Consider the following 16,667-nt stretch of genomic DNA (forward strand, 5'->3'; position numbering starts at 1 on the left):
ATGATGAACGAACCTCAAGTCTCCTTTATCACAGTTTGCTACAACGGCTTTAAAGACACTTGCGAATTAATAGAATCGCTGCAAACACATGTACATTCCGTGAGCTATGAAATCATCGTCGTAGACAATGCTTCGCGCGAAGACGAAGCGACTAAAATCAAAGAGCTATATTCCGATATAGTCACCCTGCGGAGCGAGTCGAACCTAGGCTTCTCCGGCGGAAACAATCTGGGAATCAGAGTAGCCAAAGGAGCCTATATCTTTCTGATAAACAATGACACTTATGTTGAATCAGACGGATTCCACTACCTGACAGAGCGGCTGGAAAGTCAGAAAAACATCGGAGCCGTCTCTCCGAAGATACGCTTTGCCTTTCCTCCGCAAAACATACAGTTTGCCGGATTCACCCCCCTGTCGGCAATCACTATACGCAACGAAATGACAGGTTTCGGCTGTCCGGACGACGGCACGTTCGACACCCCGCACACGACCCCCTACCTGCATGGGGCGGCACTCATGGTAAAACGTGAAGTCATTGAGAAAGTAGGAGAAATGCCGGAAATATTCTTCCTGTATTATGAAGAAATGGACTGGTGTACACAGATGACAAATGCCGGTTACGAACTATGGTATGAGCCTCGTTGCACCGTCTTCCACAAAGAAAGCCAGAGCACCGGACAGTTCAGCAAGCTACGTACCTTCTACATGACGCGCAACCGTTTGCTCTACACCCGCCGCAACCGGAAAGGTGCCCAGCGGCTGCTCTCCATTCTTTATCAATCTACCATAGCTGCCGGAAAAAACAGTCTTCAGTTTGCCCTGAAAGGTCGTTTCGATTTATTTGCCACAGTATGGAAAGGTGTTGTCAGAAGCTTTTCTGTCACCTCTCCTATCCGATAACCCCTAAAAATGAAAGACCATGTATACCTTTATTGACTGGATTCTCTTTATTCTCCTGGCACTTTGTGTCGGTTATCTGCTGTTCTACGCCATTGCTTCCAAATTCTATCGTCCGCGAAAACTTTCCGAAGCACGTATCCAGCGTCGTTTTCTTGTACTCTTCCCTGCATACAAGGAAGACAGGGTGATCGTCTCCACTATCCGTAGTTTCCTCAAGCAGGAATACCCCAAAGAAATGTACGACGTTCTTGTCATCTCCGATCAGATGCAGCCGGACACGAATGCTGCCCTACAAGCACTCCCCATCTGTTTGCAAGTAGCCGGCTATACCAACAGTTCCAAAGCCAAAGCCCTTACGCTGGCCATGAACGTCACTGCCAACGAATCTTATGACGTAATAGTGGTCATGGATGCCGACAATGTAACGACACCCAATTTCCTCGCAGAAATCAACCGTGCTTTTGACTCCGGCCTGCATGCTGTACAAGCCCACCGCACAGGAAAAAACATGAATACAGACATCGCTGTTCTGGATGCGATCAGCGAAGAAATAAACAACGGATTCTTCCGCAGCGGGCACAACGCGATAGGATTGTCAGCCGGATTAGCCGGTTCCGGAATGGCATTCGACGTTCATTGGTTCCGCCGAAATGTAGGACATCTGCAAACATCGGGCGAAGACAAGGAGCTGGAAGCCCTGCTGCTAAAACAACGCATTCATATCGAGTATCTGGAACAACTGCCCGTATACGATGAAAAGACACAGAAAAAAGAAGGTATCAAAAATCAGCGTAAACGATGGATTGCAGCACAATACGGTGCATTGCGGGCTTCCTTGCCCGATTTCCCGAAAGCACTGATTCAGGGAAATATCGACTACTGCGACAAGATTCTTCAATGGATGCTGCCTCCCCGTCTGATACAACTGGCGGGAGTTTTCGGTTTCACTTTACTCTTTACCGCAACCGGCTTACTAATGAGTCTGCAAAGCGGAGGAAACGAATGGTATACGGCCATCAAATGGTGGATACTGTCAGCCGCCCAAGTTGCCGCCATGATCATACCTGTGCCGGGAAAGTTGCTGGACCGGAAATTAGGAAAAGCAATCCTGCAAATTCCGGCACTGGCACTGGCAATGATAGCCAATATGTTCCGACTGAAAGGAGCAAACAAAAAGTTTATTCATACTGAGCACGGAGAAGAATAAGGCCTTCGTCAAGCCCACTCCTCCTCCGCATCAAAGCACGGACAAGCCTTCACCCATTCCTCCGGTTCGATCTCCCCGTTCCCGTTCAGATCAGGACTCAGATCACGATGCCCGCACACCCGGCAACCGGGATAGTCACGCAGCAACGTAAGCACAAGCACATGCATCGAGTGTACCTGCCATTCGGTACGGGTGTCGGCAGGCCGCCCGTGACAGTCAAGTCCGCCCTCATAGCAAATGCCGATACTTGTCCGGTTGAATCCTTTCGCATGAGCTCCTATCCGTTCAATGGGGCGGGTAGTCTTGATGTCGCCATTTTTCCGGATATAAAAGTGGTAGCCGATCCCGTTAAATCCCCGCCGGCGGTGACACACTTCAAGGTCTGTTTCCGTGAAATCCCTGTCCGCCCTAGAGGCGGAACAGTGGATCACAATCAGGTCAATCTTCCTCATCGACCTGCCCTTTCGTTCGTTTTCCTTTTCTCTTCCTGCGGAAGAAAAGCAGGATTTCCAATGCAATCTCCAAAATCTTGTCAATCATAACTTTTTATTTTTACAGGTTATTCATTTACAGGTATCACGCATTAATGATGCTGATATACTTACCGGACTAAACGGTAGGATCGGGAGCTTCCTCTTCCCCTCCATCGCCACCGGAGCCGCTGCCGCCGCCACTACCGGAGCCTCCGCCATCCCCGTTGCCTCCCGAAGCCGGCGCATTCTTGGAGATGAGTTCGAAGACCATGTTATTGTCCCCGCCACGTGTGGTGGCCGTGCTGTCGTTGGCAAGCCGCAGAGAATTATCGACCTTGAAACGAAGGTTGACACGAGTAATATTCCTCACCGTACAGTCCTTTTCCTGTTCCACGCCGGGACAAGTAAGCGTGGTATAGAAAATCCCCAAGCCGTCAACCTTCACCTTATTCCCCGCTACGAGCACCTTCTTCATCGAGCGGACAAAGGATTGCATCACGTGCTCCACATCCTCCACCGAAAGCGAACCGATCGACTCGATCTCACGCGCCAGCGACCCGATAGAATAAAGTTTCGATTCCCCCGGCTTGGGTTTGAGCACATACACCATCGGCGATTTGTCATCACCAATCTTTTTTCTGCGCTGATAGCGCACCACAGACACTGTTGCCATACTGAATTTGTATTAAAGAAAAGAAGGACATTCTCCCTTTCTGTTGGTGAAACAAAGATACGGCAGCGCACCGGCGACTTCCCGGATTATGACGGATTGCGCCGGACTATGACGGGATAAAACGGATTAAGACGGATAAAAGCAGAATAAAGTGAATCAGAAACTGATTGAAAGCATACTAAAAGCGAATACAAAGTAACCATAAAGCAGATAAAAGCTGAAAAGCTCCCAACCAACCCCGAATACCGGATCAGTTCGAAAACCCGGTTGTTTTCAGATTATTTTTTGTACGGAAATGAACTAAATTATAAATTGAGGATTAGGCACGGATTACACGGATTTCACGGTTTTAGTGCTATGATTACGTAAAACAACCGTGTTAATCCGTGTAATCCGTGCCTAAATATATTCTTTTCGGTATAGTATGGAGCTCAAACAGGGTTTTCGGACTGACCCCGAATACCCCCCCCCAAAAAAAAGATAAGCAGACAACGTGAATAACAGCTAAACAATACAAACATAAAAGCGACACTTTCATGAGCAACAAATTTGCTAAATCCAGTAAAAAACAGTAACTTTATACCCATTGCAACACCCTACAATTAAATCAAAAATGAAAGCAAATACAGATACCCTGCAAAAACAGGAAGAAGAAAAATCCTTCCAATACCGCAGCTACGGAAAAGGAGAACTCGCCATGCTATATATCCCCAACGTCCAGCAACAAAGCGCAGTAGACCGCTTCAACGAATGGATCGAAGCCGCACCCGGACTAAAAGAACGCCTGCTATCCACCGGCATGAATCCCCGAAGCAGACACTACACACCCGCACAAGTACGACTGATCGTAGAGGTGCTGCAGGAACCTTGAAGATAAGTATGGGGCCGACTTTTTAGTCAGCCCCTTCAAACAGCTCCTTCTCCGGCAACCAGCACGAGCTGTCACTGACAGTGTTTCTGACCCGTTGTTCCGGTGGGACGGACGGGTCTTGGGACTCTTCGCAGGGGAGGTAACGTCCGCTGACGGGATCGTAGACAAAAGTAGCCACACCACCCGCTCCGAGGTGTTTGAACTTCACTTTTTCGACATAGACACGTGTCACTCCGACCTCCTTGTCACGCTCCACTACCAAGCCATAATCCGCCTTGTTGAAGAAATCGGCAGACCCGTTTACGTCGTACATTTCCGGACGCGGAGTATGGTTCGTCACCGGATTGCGGTTCATCTTTCGGGGGTGCGCCACAAGAATCACCAGACAGTTATATTGCGTGGCAAACTCCGTAAACAGATTCAGAAAATTGGAAAGATACTGCGTTTCCGATTGCCCCGGCGCGGGGGTATGCTCGAAACGGTTGACCGGGTCGAAGACGAAGATGCGGCATCCCCGACGTAGGACAAGCTCACGGGCTTTGGCAAGCACCCGTTCCGGAGTGGCGCTGCCTTTGAGGGCGATGTGACAGACGTTTTCGGCAAGAAACTCTTCCGAACGGAGCAGAAGCCCTTCCGTCATGCCGCAACCATTTTGAAAACGGCGTCCGGTCAGTTTCTCGACCAGCTTGCGGAGATGGTAGACGATAGGATTATTCTCCGGACTGAAAAACGCGATCTTCCACTGATGGCGCATACAGAGGCGCAACACCAGTTCGTCCAGCCATTCCGATTTTCCGGCCCCCGGTATGCCCGTAACGATGACCAGCCGCCTACGTTCGTACGTACAAATCTTATCCATCTCCTCCCAGCCCGTCTCCGCACCGGGACCGAAGCCGTTGTCGAACAATGCCCGCAGGTCTTCGTGCAGATCGGCGGCAGTGAAGATGCCTTCAAGAGGGATTTCTTCCGCCTGCTCGATGGCGATACGAAGGCTGTCGATCCCATATTTGACAAGATGTTCATTGGCATCCTTGCAGCCCGGTCCGTAGACGGCCACACGGCAGCGTTCGGCACCCAGACGGTTGACCAGTTCGTCACGCAGTTTGAGCCCGGCAGAGTCGGCGTCAACGGCTATGATGATGTCTTTCAGATTCTCGAAGTGCGACTCCATGAAGCGGTCGAGCCACGAAAGGTTCGCATTTGCTCCGGCAGGTACGGAGATCACGCTTTTGAATCCGGCGGCAAGGGAGGAAGCGGCATCCAGTTCGCCTTCGTGGATGATACAGGTGTCCTGTCCCAGCACGGAATCGATATTGTAGGGAATCAGTTCGGCTCCCTGCACCATCTTGAAATTTTTGGCACCGCTACGGAATTTGGTGTTGACGAGTTTCCCGTCCTCAAAATAGTTGAAACAGACGCACCGCTCTTTCGCTCCGGATTGCGACATGAACTCTTCCTGCTCCGTGATGCGCAGACCGGCGATGACGGACTGCGGAATACAACGCGTCTCTACCAGCCAACGCTCCGTAGCTTCGGAAAGCGTCGTCTTCGAAGCGTCGAACACCGGACGGCGGAAGTGCTGGGGAACGGCAGATGCCGCACGACGTTTACGGGCAGCCTGTCGCTCGGCTTTCTCACGCTCTTCGGCATCGTCGGGGACGTAGAAGTCGGCTCCGCAATGGTAGCAATGGCAATGCCCTGTGTCGATATTGACCCGCAGCGAACGGTCACGCTTGTTGTGCCTCGTCGGGAGGCATTGCTCGCAGATGGTTTTAACGACACCGCTGGTATGTCTGCGGACATCGACATGATAATTAGCAAAATTTCTCATATTTCTTGTTTTTATTCTCCCCTTCCGAAAAGGAGATTTTAAGTTTGTATTAATAATTTTTCTATCAGTTCCCAATGCAGGCGGAAAGCTGAGCATCAATGGGCAGCGAGCTGAACATGAACGAGCAGCGAGCCGAGCATGAACGAGCAGCGAGCCGAGCATGAACGAGCAGCGAGCCGAGCATGAACGAGCAGCGAGCCGAAAGGCAACGCTCACGTAGCCGGATGTCGGAGAAATCCGGAGCTAATTTCCCCACTTCCAATGCACTTCATCCCACACGGCAGACCTGTCCGGTCTTGGAGGCGCATCCTTCGGAATCGGATGCCCAAGATACGTCCGTTGCCCGCCAATGAGTTGTTCAAAGCGATACAGTTCTTCCTCAGCCGATTGCCGGCAACTGCCGAGCAGCCTTTTCTTCAGCTCCTGGGCCGGACGTCCGCCCGGAGAGAGGTAATTGCCGAAATACAGTTTCACATCCCTCAAAAACAGCAAGCCATCTTCCCTGCCAAAGCGTCGGATATGCTCTTTAAAGGCAGCGATCACCTCCTCCTGCCGTTCCACGAAAAGTTTGCCCATACAGGAGTGCATAGCCATCGACTCCATGTAACTTTCCGATTCGGCCATCTGATCCACCAGCATCTCCCACGGAAGAACCGGCTGCAGGGGCAACTGTCCCCTATCCTCCGGTGGAGTAACAATCTGAAGTCCGTCAGAAGCGGCGGCGGCAGAGTGCTCTTTCTCTGTCTTTTCTTCGTTACTACTGTTGTTGTCTTTGACAACAGTAGTAACTCTTCTCTCCTCTTCTCTACTCTTCTGGTTTTGATTCGGTTTTCCGCCTTTATCCATCGGTGTTTCCGGTGTGCTTTCCATGCGTTTCGGACGACCTCCTTTTTTGCCGTTTGCCACATTAATCATCCGTCTTTCTTCGAGCTTTGCCATCACCCTGTCCAGATAAGGCGAACGGAACATCTGCCGTTCTTCATCAAGCACAAAAAGGTCGAACTCACGGAGAACCCTTTGCAACACATCGGCATCCAAGTCATACATCCGCGCAAAAGCCCCCATACAAAGCGGACAACAGGATGCTTCATAATTGTCCGCTTTACGCAAATGCGTAAGAAGCATCATATAGATTCCGAGCGATTGCGCAGCGTCAAGTTCCATCATCATCCTGACAATATTGTCATTACTCAAAAAATTTACCTCTAAATTAAAATACTGATCTTTCTTCATATCTTATAATTAATTGACTGTGATTCAGGATGTCCCGAATTCGTTCTGCAAAGGTCTGAATACTTTTTTGAAAAACTACTTGCAGAACTGCAAACGATGTTTGACATTTTTCTATGAACTTTGCGGCATAATTAGTAAAAAGAAAGAAATTATGAAAGGATACGAAAGAGCGACCAAGGAAGAAATTAACGACCGGCTGCGTATTGAAGAGAACTGTCATGCACAAATAGAACGAATCATCCATTTGCGCCATCTATGTAATCTGAACCTTGAAGAGGCGGCAGATGTAACCAATCTCAGTATTTCCACCCTGAGCCGGTACGAAAACGAAGTGACCAAATGCAGCGTACAAAGTTTCATAACGATATGCTACCACTATCAGAAGTACCTCTATAAGCAGCATATCCCCTTCGACAGGAGTCTGTTTCTCATAGATATGAATACGTTTGATAACTAATAGAGAAACAGAGAGATAAAACGGACACACAAAGAATGAAGGCACAACACCGAAAAAAAGCAAAAAAGATGAAAAGTATCATATCTTTTATTACCTTTGTATATGGCAAAAGCCCACCAAAAACAAAGAATCAAGCATGAACGACAATGAAATAGGCAATCCACCGGTAAAAGCATTAATCGTTTTCAGAGAGAATGGAGATACGGACAATCTTTTTGTCCCCATTTTATGCGATGCTATCAGGACGACGGGGATTGACGTACGATGTTCCACAAATGAGTTCTGGAACTCGGATACACCTTACGACATCATCCACTTCCAATGGCCCGAAGAGGTGACGGAAGGGAGTTGTGACGATCCGGACAGGATTTGCCGCCTGGAAGAGCGTATCGCTTTTTTCCGGTCCCGTGGGGCCCGGTTCGTGTATACGCGCCACAATGTCCGTCCGCATGATGCGGACGAGGTGACCGGCCGTGCTTATGACATCATCGAAGAACAAAGCGATGTGGTGGTGCACATGGGACGTTACAGTCGCGACGAATTTGCAGCCAGACATGCGGACAGCCGGAATGTCATCATTCCTCATCCTATTTATCAATACACGTACAAGGAGGACATCAGTATGGAACGTGCGCGCCAGTATCTTAATCTGCCGCAGGAGGCGTTTATCGTCACGTCGTTCGGAAAGTTCCGGAATCGTGAAGAGAGGCGGATGGTGACCGGAGCGTTCCGAAAATGGGATGAAGCAAAGAAGTTCCTGCTTGCTCCGCGACTGTACCCGTTTTCGAGATTCAACAGGTATGGCAGCAACTTCTTCAAACGCTGGACATCCCGGACAGGATATTACCTGCTTATACCCTTGCTCAACCGCCTGCGCAGAATGCACACCGGAACCAGAATGCACGCCGGAGCCAGCGACGAACCTATAGACAACTGCGACCTGCCTTACTACATGGCCGCTTCGGATGTAATATTCATTCAACGAAAAGATATTCTGAACTCTGCCAGTATACCTCTCGCCTTCCTTTTTCACAAAGTGGTCATAGGTCCCAATATCGGGAATATAGGAGAAATCCTCCAGGATACGGGCAACCCCGTCTTCCACCCCGACAACAAATTTGATATCATACGAGCACTGGAAGCGGCCCGTCAACTGTCCGCCCGAAGGAAGGGGGAAGACAACTATGCATATGCCATTGAAAACATGAACAGCGGAAAAATAGGAAAAGAATATGCGGAGCTTTACAGAAACCTGCCCAACCTCTCTCTTTAAACGATCTCAAAAACAAACAACAATAGAGTAGCCATACACAGTATTTATGGAAAATAAAGAAATAAAAGTCAGTGTCGTCATACCTGTCTATAACACCGAAAAATATGTTCGGGAGGCAGTAGAAAGCATTATGAATCAGACACTGCGGGAATTGGAGATCATCATCATCAATGACGGCTCCACGGATAACAGTCTGCAAGTTGCAGAAGAACTGGCTGCGGCAGACAGTCGGATACAGGTGTATTCGCAAACCAACCGGGGATTGTCAATGGCACGCAATGCCGGCATCACGCATGCCCACGGAAGATACATCTATTTCATGGATAGTGATGATCTGTTGGAAAAAGATGCAATGGAGTTGTGCTACAGCAAATGCGAAGAAAAAGAACTGGATTTCGTTTTCTTTGATGCCCAGAGCTTTTTTGAAGAGAATATTCGCAATGCTCCCGCACTAAATTACCAACGTACCGATAAGTTAGAAGACAAGGTTTATACAGGTCCCGAAGCTATCAACATACAATTGCAGCACAAAACGTACACCCCATCCGCCTGCCTGAACGTTATCCGCACAGCTTTTCTGGAAGAACGGCAGCTCCTCTTTTATCCGGACATTGTACACGAAGATCAGCTATTCACGACCTTACTTTATCTGCAAGCCCGAAGAACAAGCTGTATCCAACGATCGTTCTTTCACCGGCGCATACGTAAAAATTCAATTATGACATGCGATTTTTCACTCCAAAATTTAAAAGGATATCTCACTGTTGCTCAAGAGATAGTCAGATTCAAGCAACAAACCTCTGAATACGAAATCAGGAATACTATTGATTTATATCTGTCGCAAATGCTGAATGCTGTCATTTGGCAAGCCCATGTGCTCCCTTACCCGTACCGGCTTCGGCTGGCGTGGCGGTGTCTGTTTAGATACAAAAAACTCATATCTATAAGAAGCATCGGAGTCTTGTTATTCAAATCCATCATTCACAAGTAGACCAGAAAAGGATCATTCAGGCAATGGCAAACAATATTAAACATCAGTTATTTTCCGGAGTATTCTACACGGCACTAGCCAAATACAGCGGAATCATTATATCACTCGTCGTGGCAGGGATTCTTGCGCGGTTGCTCTCTCCGGATGACTTCGGAGTAGTGGCAATCGCTACGGTCATTATTGCATTTTTCAATCTCTTTACGGATATGGGAATATCGCCTGCTATCGTACAACATAAATCATTGACTAAAGAAGAACTGTCGGACATCTTCTCATTCACCGTATGGACAGGCATCGGAATCAGCATACTCTTTTTTGCCGCTTCCTGGCTGATCGCCGGTTACTACGGAAGCGGGATCTTACGGACGTTGTGCCAGCTCCTGTCCGTCAACCTGTTCTTCGCCTCTGCCAACATCGTGCCGGGAGCCTTGTTCTACCGCAACAAAGAGTTCAAGTTCATTGCTGTCCGAAGCTTTATCATCCAGATAGCCGGAGGCGCCGGAGCAATAACTGCCGCGCTTTGCGGAGCCGGCTTATATGCGCTGATCATCAATCCTATACTTTCCAGCATACTGATATTCGTTATTTCCTATCAACGCTATCCGCAACGGCTGCGTTTCACGTCAGGACTGAAAGTACTCCGAAAGATATTCTCCTATTCGGCCTATCAGTTCTTGTTTAACGTGATCAACTATTTCAGCCGCAATCTGGATAAACTGCTGATCGGTAAATATATGAGCCTGTCAGCGCTAGGATACTATGAAAAGTCCTACCGCTTGATGATGCTCCCTCTGCAGAATATTACACAAGTCATCACACCGGTAATGCACCCCATCTTCAGCGATTTCCAGAATGACAAGGAAAAGCTGGCAACATCCTACGAACGCATTGTCCGTTTTCTGTCATTCATCGGTCTGCCGCTCAGCGTACTGCTTTTCTTTACGGCGGAAGAAGTGACACTGATTATTTTCGGTGATCAATGGCTGCCTTCGGTTCCTGTATTCCGGATACTGTCACTTTCGGTCGGTATTCAGATCATACTCTCTTCTTCAGGTTCTATTTTTCAGGCAGCAGGTGATACAAGGAGCCTCTTTGTCTGCGGACTCTTTTCGTCCGTACTCAATGTGACCGGAATGCTGGCAGGGATATTCTATTTCGGCACACTGACAGCTGTAGCAACATGTATCGTGATAACTTTTACTATCAATTTCGTACAATGCTATTGGATGATGTACCGAGTAACTTTTCAAAGAAACGCATGGATATTTATCAGACAACTTCTTTCTCCACTCCTTGTCAGCCTACTAATAACGGCATTCCTCACGCCTGTATATTATATGATGGAAAATATGAATATTTTCGCAACACTTATTGCAAAAAGTTTCGTAAGTTTTATTATCTTTGGGACATATATGCAAGTAACACACACCTATGATATCACAGGCAAAGTGAAGACTCTTGCAAGAAATAGAAAGTTGGTACAAAAGAACAAACAATGAAAGGATTATTCCTCATATTCCATGGTTTCGAAGCATTCAACGGAATCAGTAAAAAGATACGTTATCAAGTAAAAGCCCTCAAAGAATGTGGACTAGAAATGCATACGTGTTGGCTAGACGATACGGACAACCATAAACGCCGTATGGTAGATGAATCGATAATCGCCGACTATGGTTTCGGGATCAAAGGAAAAATCCTAAAAAGAATCGAATTTGACAGTATCGTACATTATGTACAGAAAGAAAACATAGACTTCATCTATGTACGCTATGTCCATAATGCCAGCCCTTTCAGCATACGGCTGATGAAACTGCTAAAAAAGACCGGAGCACGTATAGTGATGGAAATCCCGACATATCCATACGACCAAGAATATAAGGGACTCCCATTCGTATACCAACGAATCCTATTTATAGACAAATGTTTCCGACAGCATCTGGCACGCTATGTTGACAAGATCGTCACTTTTTCGGACTATGACATTATTTGGAATCGCCCCACCATCCGCATCTCAAATGGAATTGATTTCAGCGAAATCCCTTTAAGAGGTCCAAAGAATGATACCGCACATTCTCTACAACTGATTGCCGTAGCGACAATGCACCCATGGCATGGTTTCGACAGAGTTATAGCCGGCATGGCAAATTACTATCGTACACATACGGACACTCATGATTATAAAGTATATCTCAATATCGTAGGCTTCGGGGTTCCCGAACTGGTGGACAGCTATAAAAAAGATGTAGCCAAACATCAGTTAGAGAAATATATCATCTTTCATAGTGCCTTATACGGCAAAGAACTGGATGCCGTGTTCGAGCAGTCGGACATGGGAATAGGCAGTCTGGCTCGCCATCGTAGCGGTATTGACAAAATCAAGACCTTAAAAAACCGTGAATATGCAGCAAGAGGCATTCCTTTTGTTTATTCAGAAACGGATGATGACTTTGAGCATCAACCATACATACTTAAGGCAGCACCGGACGATTCGCCCCTTGACATCGAAAAAGTAATTCGCTTTTATCAATCATTGAAAACAACGCCGCTCCAAATACGGATGTCTATAGAGCAATCACTTTCATGGAAAGCCCAGATGCAAATTGTTATTAATGAAACCTTTGAATGAAACTATATCACTATGAATATACAGCCACTGATCAATGCTGTCCGCTATAAATTGCGTTATGGCATTACTGTAGAATGGTACAATTTCTGGTACATGGCTCTCAGATGCCATCAGAAAATAACTCCGCAGGTAGCTTCCATTGATGAGACCATCCGGATAATCGTAGAAGACCAATGTTCCGTGAGCCGTTTCGGCGATGGTGAGATGCTGCTTACCAACCCGGACAAGGAAATAGGATTCCAAAAAGGAAATGTACTCTTGGCTCAGCGTCTCAAGGAAGTATTGACAAGCCATGAAGAAGGACATTTGGTTTGTATCTCCGATACTTTCGAAAACATCTATCGCTATAACCGCAAAGCACGCCGATTCTGGAGAACTCACTTCTTTCTGTATGGCAGCTGGTGGGACCGCTTGCTGTTGCCCGACAGGCTATACTACAATACATTCATCACCCGTCCCTACATGGACTTCGCTTCCAAAGAAGACTGCCCACGGTGGTTTCACCAGATGAAAGCTATCTGGAAAGACAGGGATGTCGTATTCATTGAAGGCGAAAAAAGCCGTTTGGGGGTAGGCAACGACCTCTTTGACAATGTAAAAAGCATCAGACGTATTCTTTGTCCGCCCCGTGACGCATTTGACCGCTACGAAGAAATACTGAATGAAGCGCAAAAACTCGAGAAAACCGCTCTCTTCCTCATTGCCTTAGGACCTACGGCTACTGTACTGGCTTACGATTTATTCAAGTCCGGTTATCAGGCAATTGACGCAGGGCACGTGGACGTAGAATATGAATGGTGGCGAATGGGAGCCAAACGGAAAGTAAAGCTGGAACGAAAATATGTAAACGAAGCCGCCAACGGAAAACAAGTGTCCGACGCCGGAGAATTTTATCGGAAACAAATCATTGCTAAAATCTATTAAATCATGAAGATAGCCTATTACCTGCCCTCACTACAGGCACCTGGCGGAATAGAACGGATAGTTACATTCAAAGCCAATTATTTTGCAGAACATTTTGAAGGATACGACATCACCATCATTACATCCGAACAAATGGGTAAAGCACCACACTTTCCATTATCCCCCAAAGTAAAGCATATCGACTTAGGAGTATCTTTCGACCTGCCCTACTCTCAATCCATAGTAAGTAAAGTGCTGAAGTATCCGTTCCGCTACTATCGGTTTAAACAACGACTATCGAATCTATTGAACGAACTGAAACCGGACATTACTATCTCAACCATGCGCCGGGAACTGAACTTTATCACTAAATTGAAAGACGGTAGCCTGAAAATCGGAGAGTTTCACGTCAGCCGCTACGCCTATGGCGCAGAAGCACTGAAACGTAAAAGCCCGATTGTCAACATGATAAAGAAAAGATGGGCAAACAGATTTGTCAAAAACCTGTCTAAACTGTCCAGAGTGATTATACTTACAAGTGAAGGGGCTAAAGACTGGCCGGAACTGACTAATATCAGCATCATCCCTAATCCTATTTCTACTCCTGTAGAAGGAAAACAAACAGATATTCTGTCACATAATGCTATTGCTGTAGGGCGATATGCGCCCCAAAAAGGATTTGATATGCTAATCCCCGCCTGGAGCATTGTCGCCCAAAGACATCCGGACTGGAAACTACATATTTATGGAGAAGGCGACCTGAAAGAGAAGTTCACCAAACTAATAGATGAACTACAACTAAATAATAATTGTCTGCTTCATCACACTGTATCGAATATAGCCGAAAAATACTGTATGAGTTCGATATTTGTCTTATCAAGCCGATACGAAGGGCTACCTCTGGTATTGGGCGAAGCAATGGCTTATGGAATTGCTCCGGTTGCCTTTGCCTGTCCATGCGGTCCGCGGGACATGATAACGAATGGAAAAAACGGGCTCTTGGTAGAAAACGGAAACATTGAACAATTGGCCAAGCAAATTTGCTATCTGATTGAGAACGAGAATATCCGCATAGAAATGGGTAGGCAGGCAAAAATCAGGGCCAAAGATTTTACTATGGAAGTAATCTCGCGACAATGGAAAAGTTTATTTGAAGAATTGATGGAATATGCACCTCAATAAAAGAAGAAAAGAATGACTATCATCTATTTATATCGCTCACTAGCGGCTTTTGGTGGCGTAGAAAGAATCTTTATCGACAAGGCTAATTATCTGGCAGAACATTACGGATACCACGTATACATTATTACTTGGGAGCAAGGGGGACATTCCATCGTTTACCCTTTATCACCCAAAGTGACCCATGTAGATTGGGGCATACTATTCTATCGCCAGTATCAATATGGGCTTTTCAAACGCATGTTCATGCAGTGGAAAATGGAAAAAGAGTTTTTTAAAAAACTCAGTAACTTCGTACATACAACTCAAGCCGACATAGTCATCGGAGCTAGTTGCGAATTCACAACTATGGCTGGTATGGATTTACTTCAAAGAAAAACGCATACCATACTGGAAACGCATAGCATGAGGACAAGTATTGAAAAAAACAATCCACCTGCCGGAAATCTATTGATGAGACGGGCATTCGAAAGAAGAGACAAGAAACTTCACCAGTATATCAAACATATGTCCGCCTTTGTAACACTGACTCACAACGATGCGAAAGACTGGTCCGACATAACACCGCAGGCAAGAATCATCCCCAATATGCTGCACCGGTATCCTGCAGAAATCAGTCCAGACAAGAAAACTCAAAAACGGATTATTACCGCAGGAAGACTGGTAGAGCAGAAAGGATATGACTTATTACTGGATGCCTGGAGTAAAGTACATCAGAAACACCCTGAGTGGATTCTTGATATATATGGAGAGGGTGAAGACAAAAACATGTTATTGGAGAAACGGAAAAATCTGGCACTGGAAAATTCCGTGTTATTTCATCCTCCCACTTCCGATATCTATCAAAAATACATGGATAGCGACTTTTATGTCATGAGTTCCCGATACGAAGGTTTTGGACTCGTTCTGGCAGAAGCAATGTCATGTGGTATACCCTGTGTCTCATTTGACTGTCCGCATGGTCCTTCGGATATCATAAAAGACCATGAAGACGGTCTACTAGTGGAGAAAGAAAATATCAAGGAACTTGCAGACAAAATCTGCTATCTGATTGAGAATGAAAATGTACGCATCAAGATGGGACACAAAGCCAGGGAAAACGTAAAACGCTTTCTGCCGGAAAATGTGATGCCACAATGGAAAAACTTATTCGAATCATTAACTTATTCTTCTAAATAACAGAACAACATATGGTAAAGTGGTATAAAACTTATCTGGAAGTATACGGGAAATCTTTTGATGAGATTTCTGACGATAGTATCCGCAAAGTCAAAAGACAACTCAAAGAACGTCAAAACGATTCTCCACTGGTATCGGTTGTACTCATTGCATACAATGAGGAACGTCATCTGGTAAGTTGTATCTGGTCACTCTCCGAGAATCATTGCCATTTCCCCATTGAAATAATAGCCGTTAACAACAATTCAACGGATAAAACGGAAGAAGTATTAAAATCATTGGGAGTTACCTATTATAACGAAACGAAGAAAGGTCCGGGATACGCCCGCCAATGCGGATTGGACCATGCAAAAGGAAAATATCATATTTGTATTGATGCAGATACTTTATATCCACCGCATTACATTGAAACGCATGTAAAATATCTAATGAATCCGAAGGTTGCATGTACATTCAGTTTATGGAGTTTTATGGTTGACGAAAGACATTCCCGATTCGGACTATGGTGCTACGAAGGCCTGCGCGATATATACCTCCGCTTACAAGCCATCCAGCGTCCTGAACTCTGTGTGCGAGGTATGGCTTTCAGTTTTAATACGGAAATAGGACGTCGGTTTGGATTTCGTACAGATATTATCCGCGGAGAAGACGGTTCGTTAGCATTAGCTATGAAACCGTATGGAAAAATCGTATTTATTACAAGTAGCAAAGCACGAGTGCTTACAAGTAATGGAACCCTAAATTCTGAAGGATCACTGATTGATAATATATGGATACGGGTAATCAAAGCACTGAAAGAAATCACCGGACTCTTTATCAAAAAGACGGCATACAAAGATAAAGACTCTAATCTCATCAAATAAGGTCTCAT

Annotated in this window: 16 protein-coding genes; 12 read left to right on the plus strand and 4 right to left on the minus strand. The window is 46.2% G+C overall.

Going from position 1 to position 16,667, the window contains the following annotated elements; translation table 11 throughout:
* Together K6V30_RS17825 and K6V30_RS17830 are read left to right on the plus strand one after the other, a co-directional pair.
* Positions 1–900, plus strand: coding sequence for a glycosyltransferase family 2 protein (locus K6V30_RS17825; RefSeq protein ID WP_055270020.1), 900 nt, complete (start codon positions 1–3; stop codon positions 898–900).
* A 19-nt stretch (positions 901–919) separates the two neighbouring features.
* Positions 920–2,107: a glycosyltransferase family 2 protein gene (locus K6V30_RS17830; protein WP_055270022.1), complete on the plus strand. Its 1,188-nt coding sequence runs from the start codon at positions 920–922 to the stop codon at positions 2,105–2,107.
* An 8-nt stretch (positions 2,108–2,115) separates the two neighbouring features.
* On the opposite strand, the gene K6V30_RS17835 is transcribed toward K6V30_RS17830, so the two are convergent.
* Both K6V30_RS17835 and K6V30_RS17840 read right to left on the minus strand, forming a co-directional pair.
* Positions 2,116–2,559 (minus strand): N-acetylmuramoyl-L-alanine amidase, encoded by a 444-nt coding sequence (locus K6V30_RS17835; protein ID WP_008763470.1) that lies wholly within the window; start codon positions 2,557–2,559, stop codon positions 2,116–2,118.
* Positions 2,560–2,716: 157 nt separating this feature from the next.
* Positions 2,717–3,253, minus strand: coding sequence for an HU family DNA-binding protein (locus tag K6V30_RS17840; protein WP_010537820.1), 537 nt, complete (start codon positions 3,251–3,253; stop codon positions 2,717–2,719).
* Positions 3,254–3,866: 613 nt separating this feature from the next.
* Here K6V30_RS17840 and K6V30_RS17845 point away from each other — a divergent pair.
* Positions 3,867–4,124 carry a DUF4248 domain-containing protein gene (locus K6V30_RS17845; RefSeq protein WP_008765886.1) on the plus strand — a complete coding sequence of 86 codons (258 nt, stop codon included), beginning with the start codon at positions 3,867–3,869 and terminating at the stop codon, positions 4,122–4,124.
* A gap of 22 nt (positions 4,125–4,146) precedes the next feature.
* Here the strand turns inward: K6V30_RS17845 and K6V30_RS17850 are convergent, their stop codons facing one another.
* On the minus strand, positions 4,147–5,955 hold the full coding sequence (locus tag K6V30_RS17850; RefSeq protein WP_055270024.1) for a bifunctional DNA primase/helicase: 1,809 nt from the start codon (positions 5,953–5,955) through the stop codon (positions 4,147–4,149).
* Positions 5,956–6,198: 243 nt separating this feature from the next.
* A complete protein-coding gene (locus K6V30_RS17855; RefSeq protein ID WP_055270026.1) occupies positions 6,199–7,188 on the minus strand; it encodes a DUF4373 domain-containing protein in 990 nt (329 codons plus the stop codon).
* 151 nt (positions 7,189–7,339) lie between these two features.
* On the opposite strand from K6V30_RS17855, the gene K6V30_RS17860 reads away from it, so the two are divergent.
* From K6V30_RS17860 to K6V30_RS17900, 9 genes are all read left to right on the plus strand, one after another.
* Positions 7,340–7,645 carry a helix-turn-helix domain-containing protein gene (locus K6V30_RS17860; protein WP_224207176.1) on the plus strand — a complete coding sequence of 102 codons (306 nt, stop codon included), beginning with the start codon at positions 7,340–7,342 and terminating at the stop codon, positions 7,643–7,645.
* Between the two features lie 136 nt (positions 7,646–7,781).
* Positions 7,782–8,918 carry a glycosyltransferase family protein gene (locus tag K6V30_RS17865; RefSeq protein WP_055270028.1) on the plus strand — a complete coding sequence of 379 codons (1,137 nt, stop codon included), beginning with the start codon at positions 7,782–7,784 and terminating at the stop codon, positions 8,916–8,918.
* Between the two features lie 46 nt (positions 8,919–8,964).
* A complete protein-coding gene (locus tag K6V30_RS17870) occupies positions 8,965–9,909 on the plus strand; it encodes a glycosyltransferase family 2 protein (RefSeq protein WP_055270030.1) in 945 nt (314 codons plus the stop codon).
* Between the two features lie 23 nt (positions 9,910–9,932).
* The gene (locus K6V30_RS17875; RefSeq protein ID WP_055270032.1) at positions 9,933–11,408 is read left to right on the plus strand and encodes a lipopolysaccharide biosynthesis protein; all 1,476 of its coding nucleotides are present in this window, start codon (positions 9,933–9,935) and stop codon (positions 11,406–11,408) included.
* The gene (locus K6V30_RS17880) at positions 11,405–12,535 is read left to right on the plus strand and encodes a glycosyltransferase family protein (protein WP_008765892.1); all 1,131 of its coding nucleotides are present in this window, start codon (positions 11,405–11,407) and stop codon (positions 12,533–12,535) included. Before K6V30_RS17875 ends, K6V30_RS17880 begins: the two co-directional genes overlap by 4 nt.
* A 12-nt stretch (positions 12,536–12,547) precedes the next feature.
* On the plus strand, positions 12,548–13,459 hold the full coding sequence (locus K6V30_RS17885; RefSeq protein WP_055270034.1) for an SP_1767 family glycosyltransferase: 912 nt from the start codon (positions 12,548–12,550) through the stop codon (positions 13,457–13,459).
* Positions 13,460–13,462: 3 nt separating this feature from the next.
* Positions 13,463–14,620, plus strand: a complete 1,158-nt coding sequence (locus K6V30_RS17890; protein ID WP_008763459.1) for a glycosyltransferase family 4 protein — start codon at positions 13,463–13,465, stop codon at positions 14,618–14,620.
* A gap of 12 nt (positions 14,621–14,632) precedes the next feature.
* Positions 14,633–15,796 (plus strand): glycosyltransferase family 4 protein, encoded by a 1,164-nt coding sequence (locus K6V30_RS25495; RefSeq protein WP_055270036.1) that lies wholly within the window; start codon positions 14,633–14,635, stop codon positions 15,794–15,796.
* Positions 15,797–15,807: 11 nt separating this feature from the next.
* On the plus strand, positions 15,808–16,659 hold the full coding sequence (locus K6V30_RS17900; protein WP_055270038.1) for a glycosyltransferase family 2 protein: 852 nt from the start codon (positions 15,808–15,810) through the stop codon (positions 16,657–16,659).
* Positions 16,660–16,667 lie beyond the last annotated feature (8 nt).

The sequence above is a fragment of the Bacteroides faecis genome, assembly GCF_020091505.1.
In the GTDB taxonomy this organism is placed as follows: domain Bacteria; phylum Bacteroidota; class Bacteroidia; order Bacteroidales; family Bacteroidaceae; genus Bacteroides; species Bacteroides faecis.

Excerpts from the sequence above, each read along its gene's own strand:
- K6V30_RS17825 (WP_055270020.1), top strand. The coding sequence starts at position 1 with ATGATGAACGAACCTCAAGTCTCCTTTATCACAGTTTGCTACAACGGC.
- K6V30_RS17830 (WP_055270022.1), top strand. The coding sequence starts at position 920 with ATGTATACCTTTATTGACTGGATTCTCTTTATTCTCCTGGCACTTTGT.
- K6V30_RS17835 (WP_008763470.1), bottom strand. The coding sequence starts at position 2,559 with ATGAGGAAGATTGACCTGATTGTGATCCACTGTTCCGCCTCTAGGGCG.
- K6V30_RS17840 (WP_010537820.1), bottom strand. The coding sequence starts at position 3,253 with ATGGCAACAGTGTCTGTGGTGCGCTATCAGCGCAGAAAAAAGATTGGT.
- K6V30_RS17845 (WP_008765886.1), top strand. The coding sequence starts at position 3,867 with ATGAAAGCAAATACAGATACCCTGCAAAAACAGGAAGAAGAAAAATCC.
- K6V30_RS17850 (WP_055270024.1), bottom strand. The coding sequence starts at position 5,955 with ATGAGAAATTTTGCTAATTATCATGTCGATGTCCGCAGACATACCAGC.
- K6V30_RS17855 (WP_055270026.1), bottom strand. The coding sequence starts at position 7,188 with ATGAAGAAAGATCAGTATTTTAATTTAGAGGTAAATTTTTTGAGTAAT.
- K6V30_RS17860 (WP_224207176.1), top strand. The coding sequence starts at position 7,340 with ATGAAAGGATACGAAAGAGCGACCAAGGAAGAAATTAACGACCGGCTG.
- K6V30_RS17865 (WP_055270028.1), top strand. The coding sequence starts at position 7,782 with ATGAACGACAATGAAATAGGCAATCCACCGGTAAAAGCATTAATCGTT.
- K6V30_RS17870 (WP_055270030.1), top strand. The coding sequence starts at position 8,965 with ATGGAAAATAAAGAAATAAAAGTCAGTGTCGTCATACCTGTCTATAAC.
- K6V30_RS17875 (WP_055270032.1), top strand. The coding sequence starts at position 9,933 with ATGGCAAACAATATTAAACATCAGTTATTTTCCGGAGTATTCTACACG.
- K6V30_RS17880 (WP_008765892.1), top strand. The coding sequence starts at position 11,405 with ATGAAAGGATTATTCCTCATATTCCATGGTTTCGAAGCATTCAACGGA.
- K6V30_RS17885 (WP_055270034.1), top strand. The coding sequence starts at position 12,548 with ATGAATATACAGCCACTGATCAATGCTGTCCGCTATAAATTGCGTTAT.
- K6V30_RS17890 (WP_008763459.1), top strand. The coding sequence starts at position 13,463 with ATGAAGATAGCCTATTACCTGCCCTCACTACAGGCACCTGGCGGAATA.
- K6V30_RS25495 (WP_055270036.1), top strand. The coding sequence starts at position 14,633 with ATGACTATCATCTATTTATATCGCTCACTAGCGGCTTTTGGTGGCGTA.
- K6V30_RS17900 (WP_055270038.1), top strand. The coding sequence starts at position 15,808 with ATGGTAAAGTGGTATAAAACTTATCTGGAAGTATACGGGAAATCTTTT.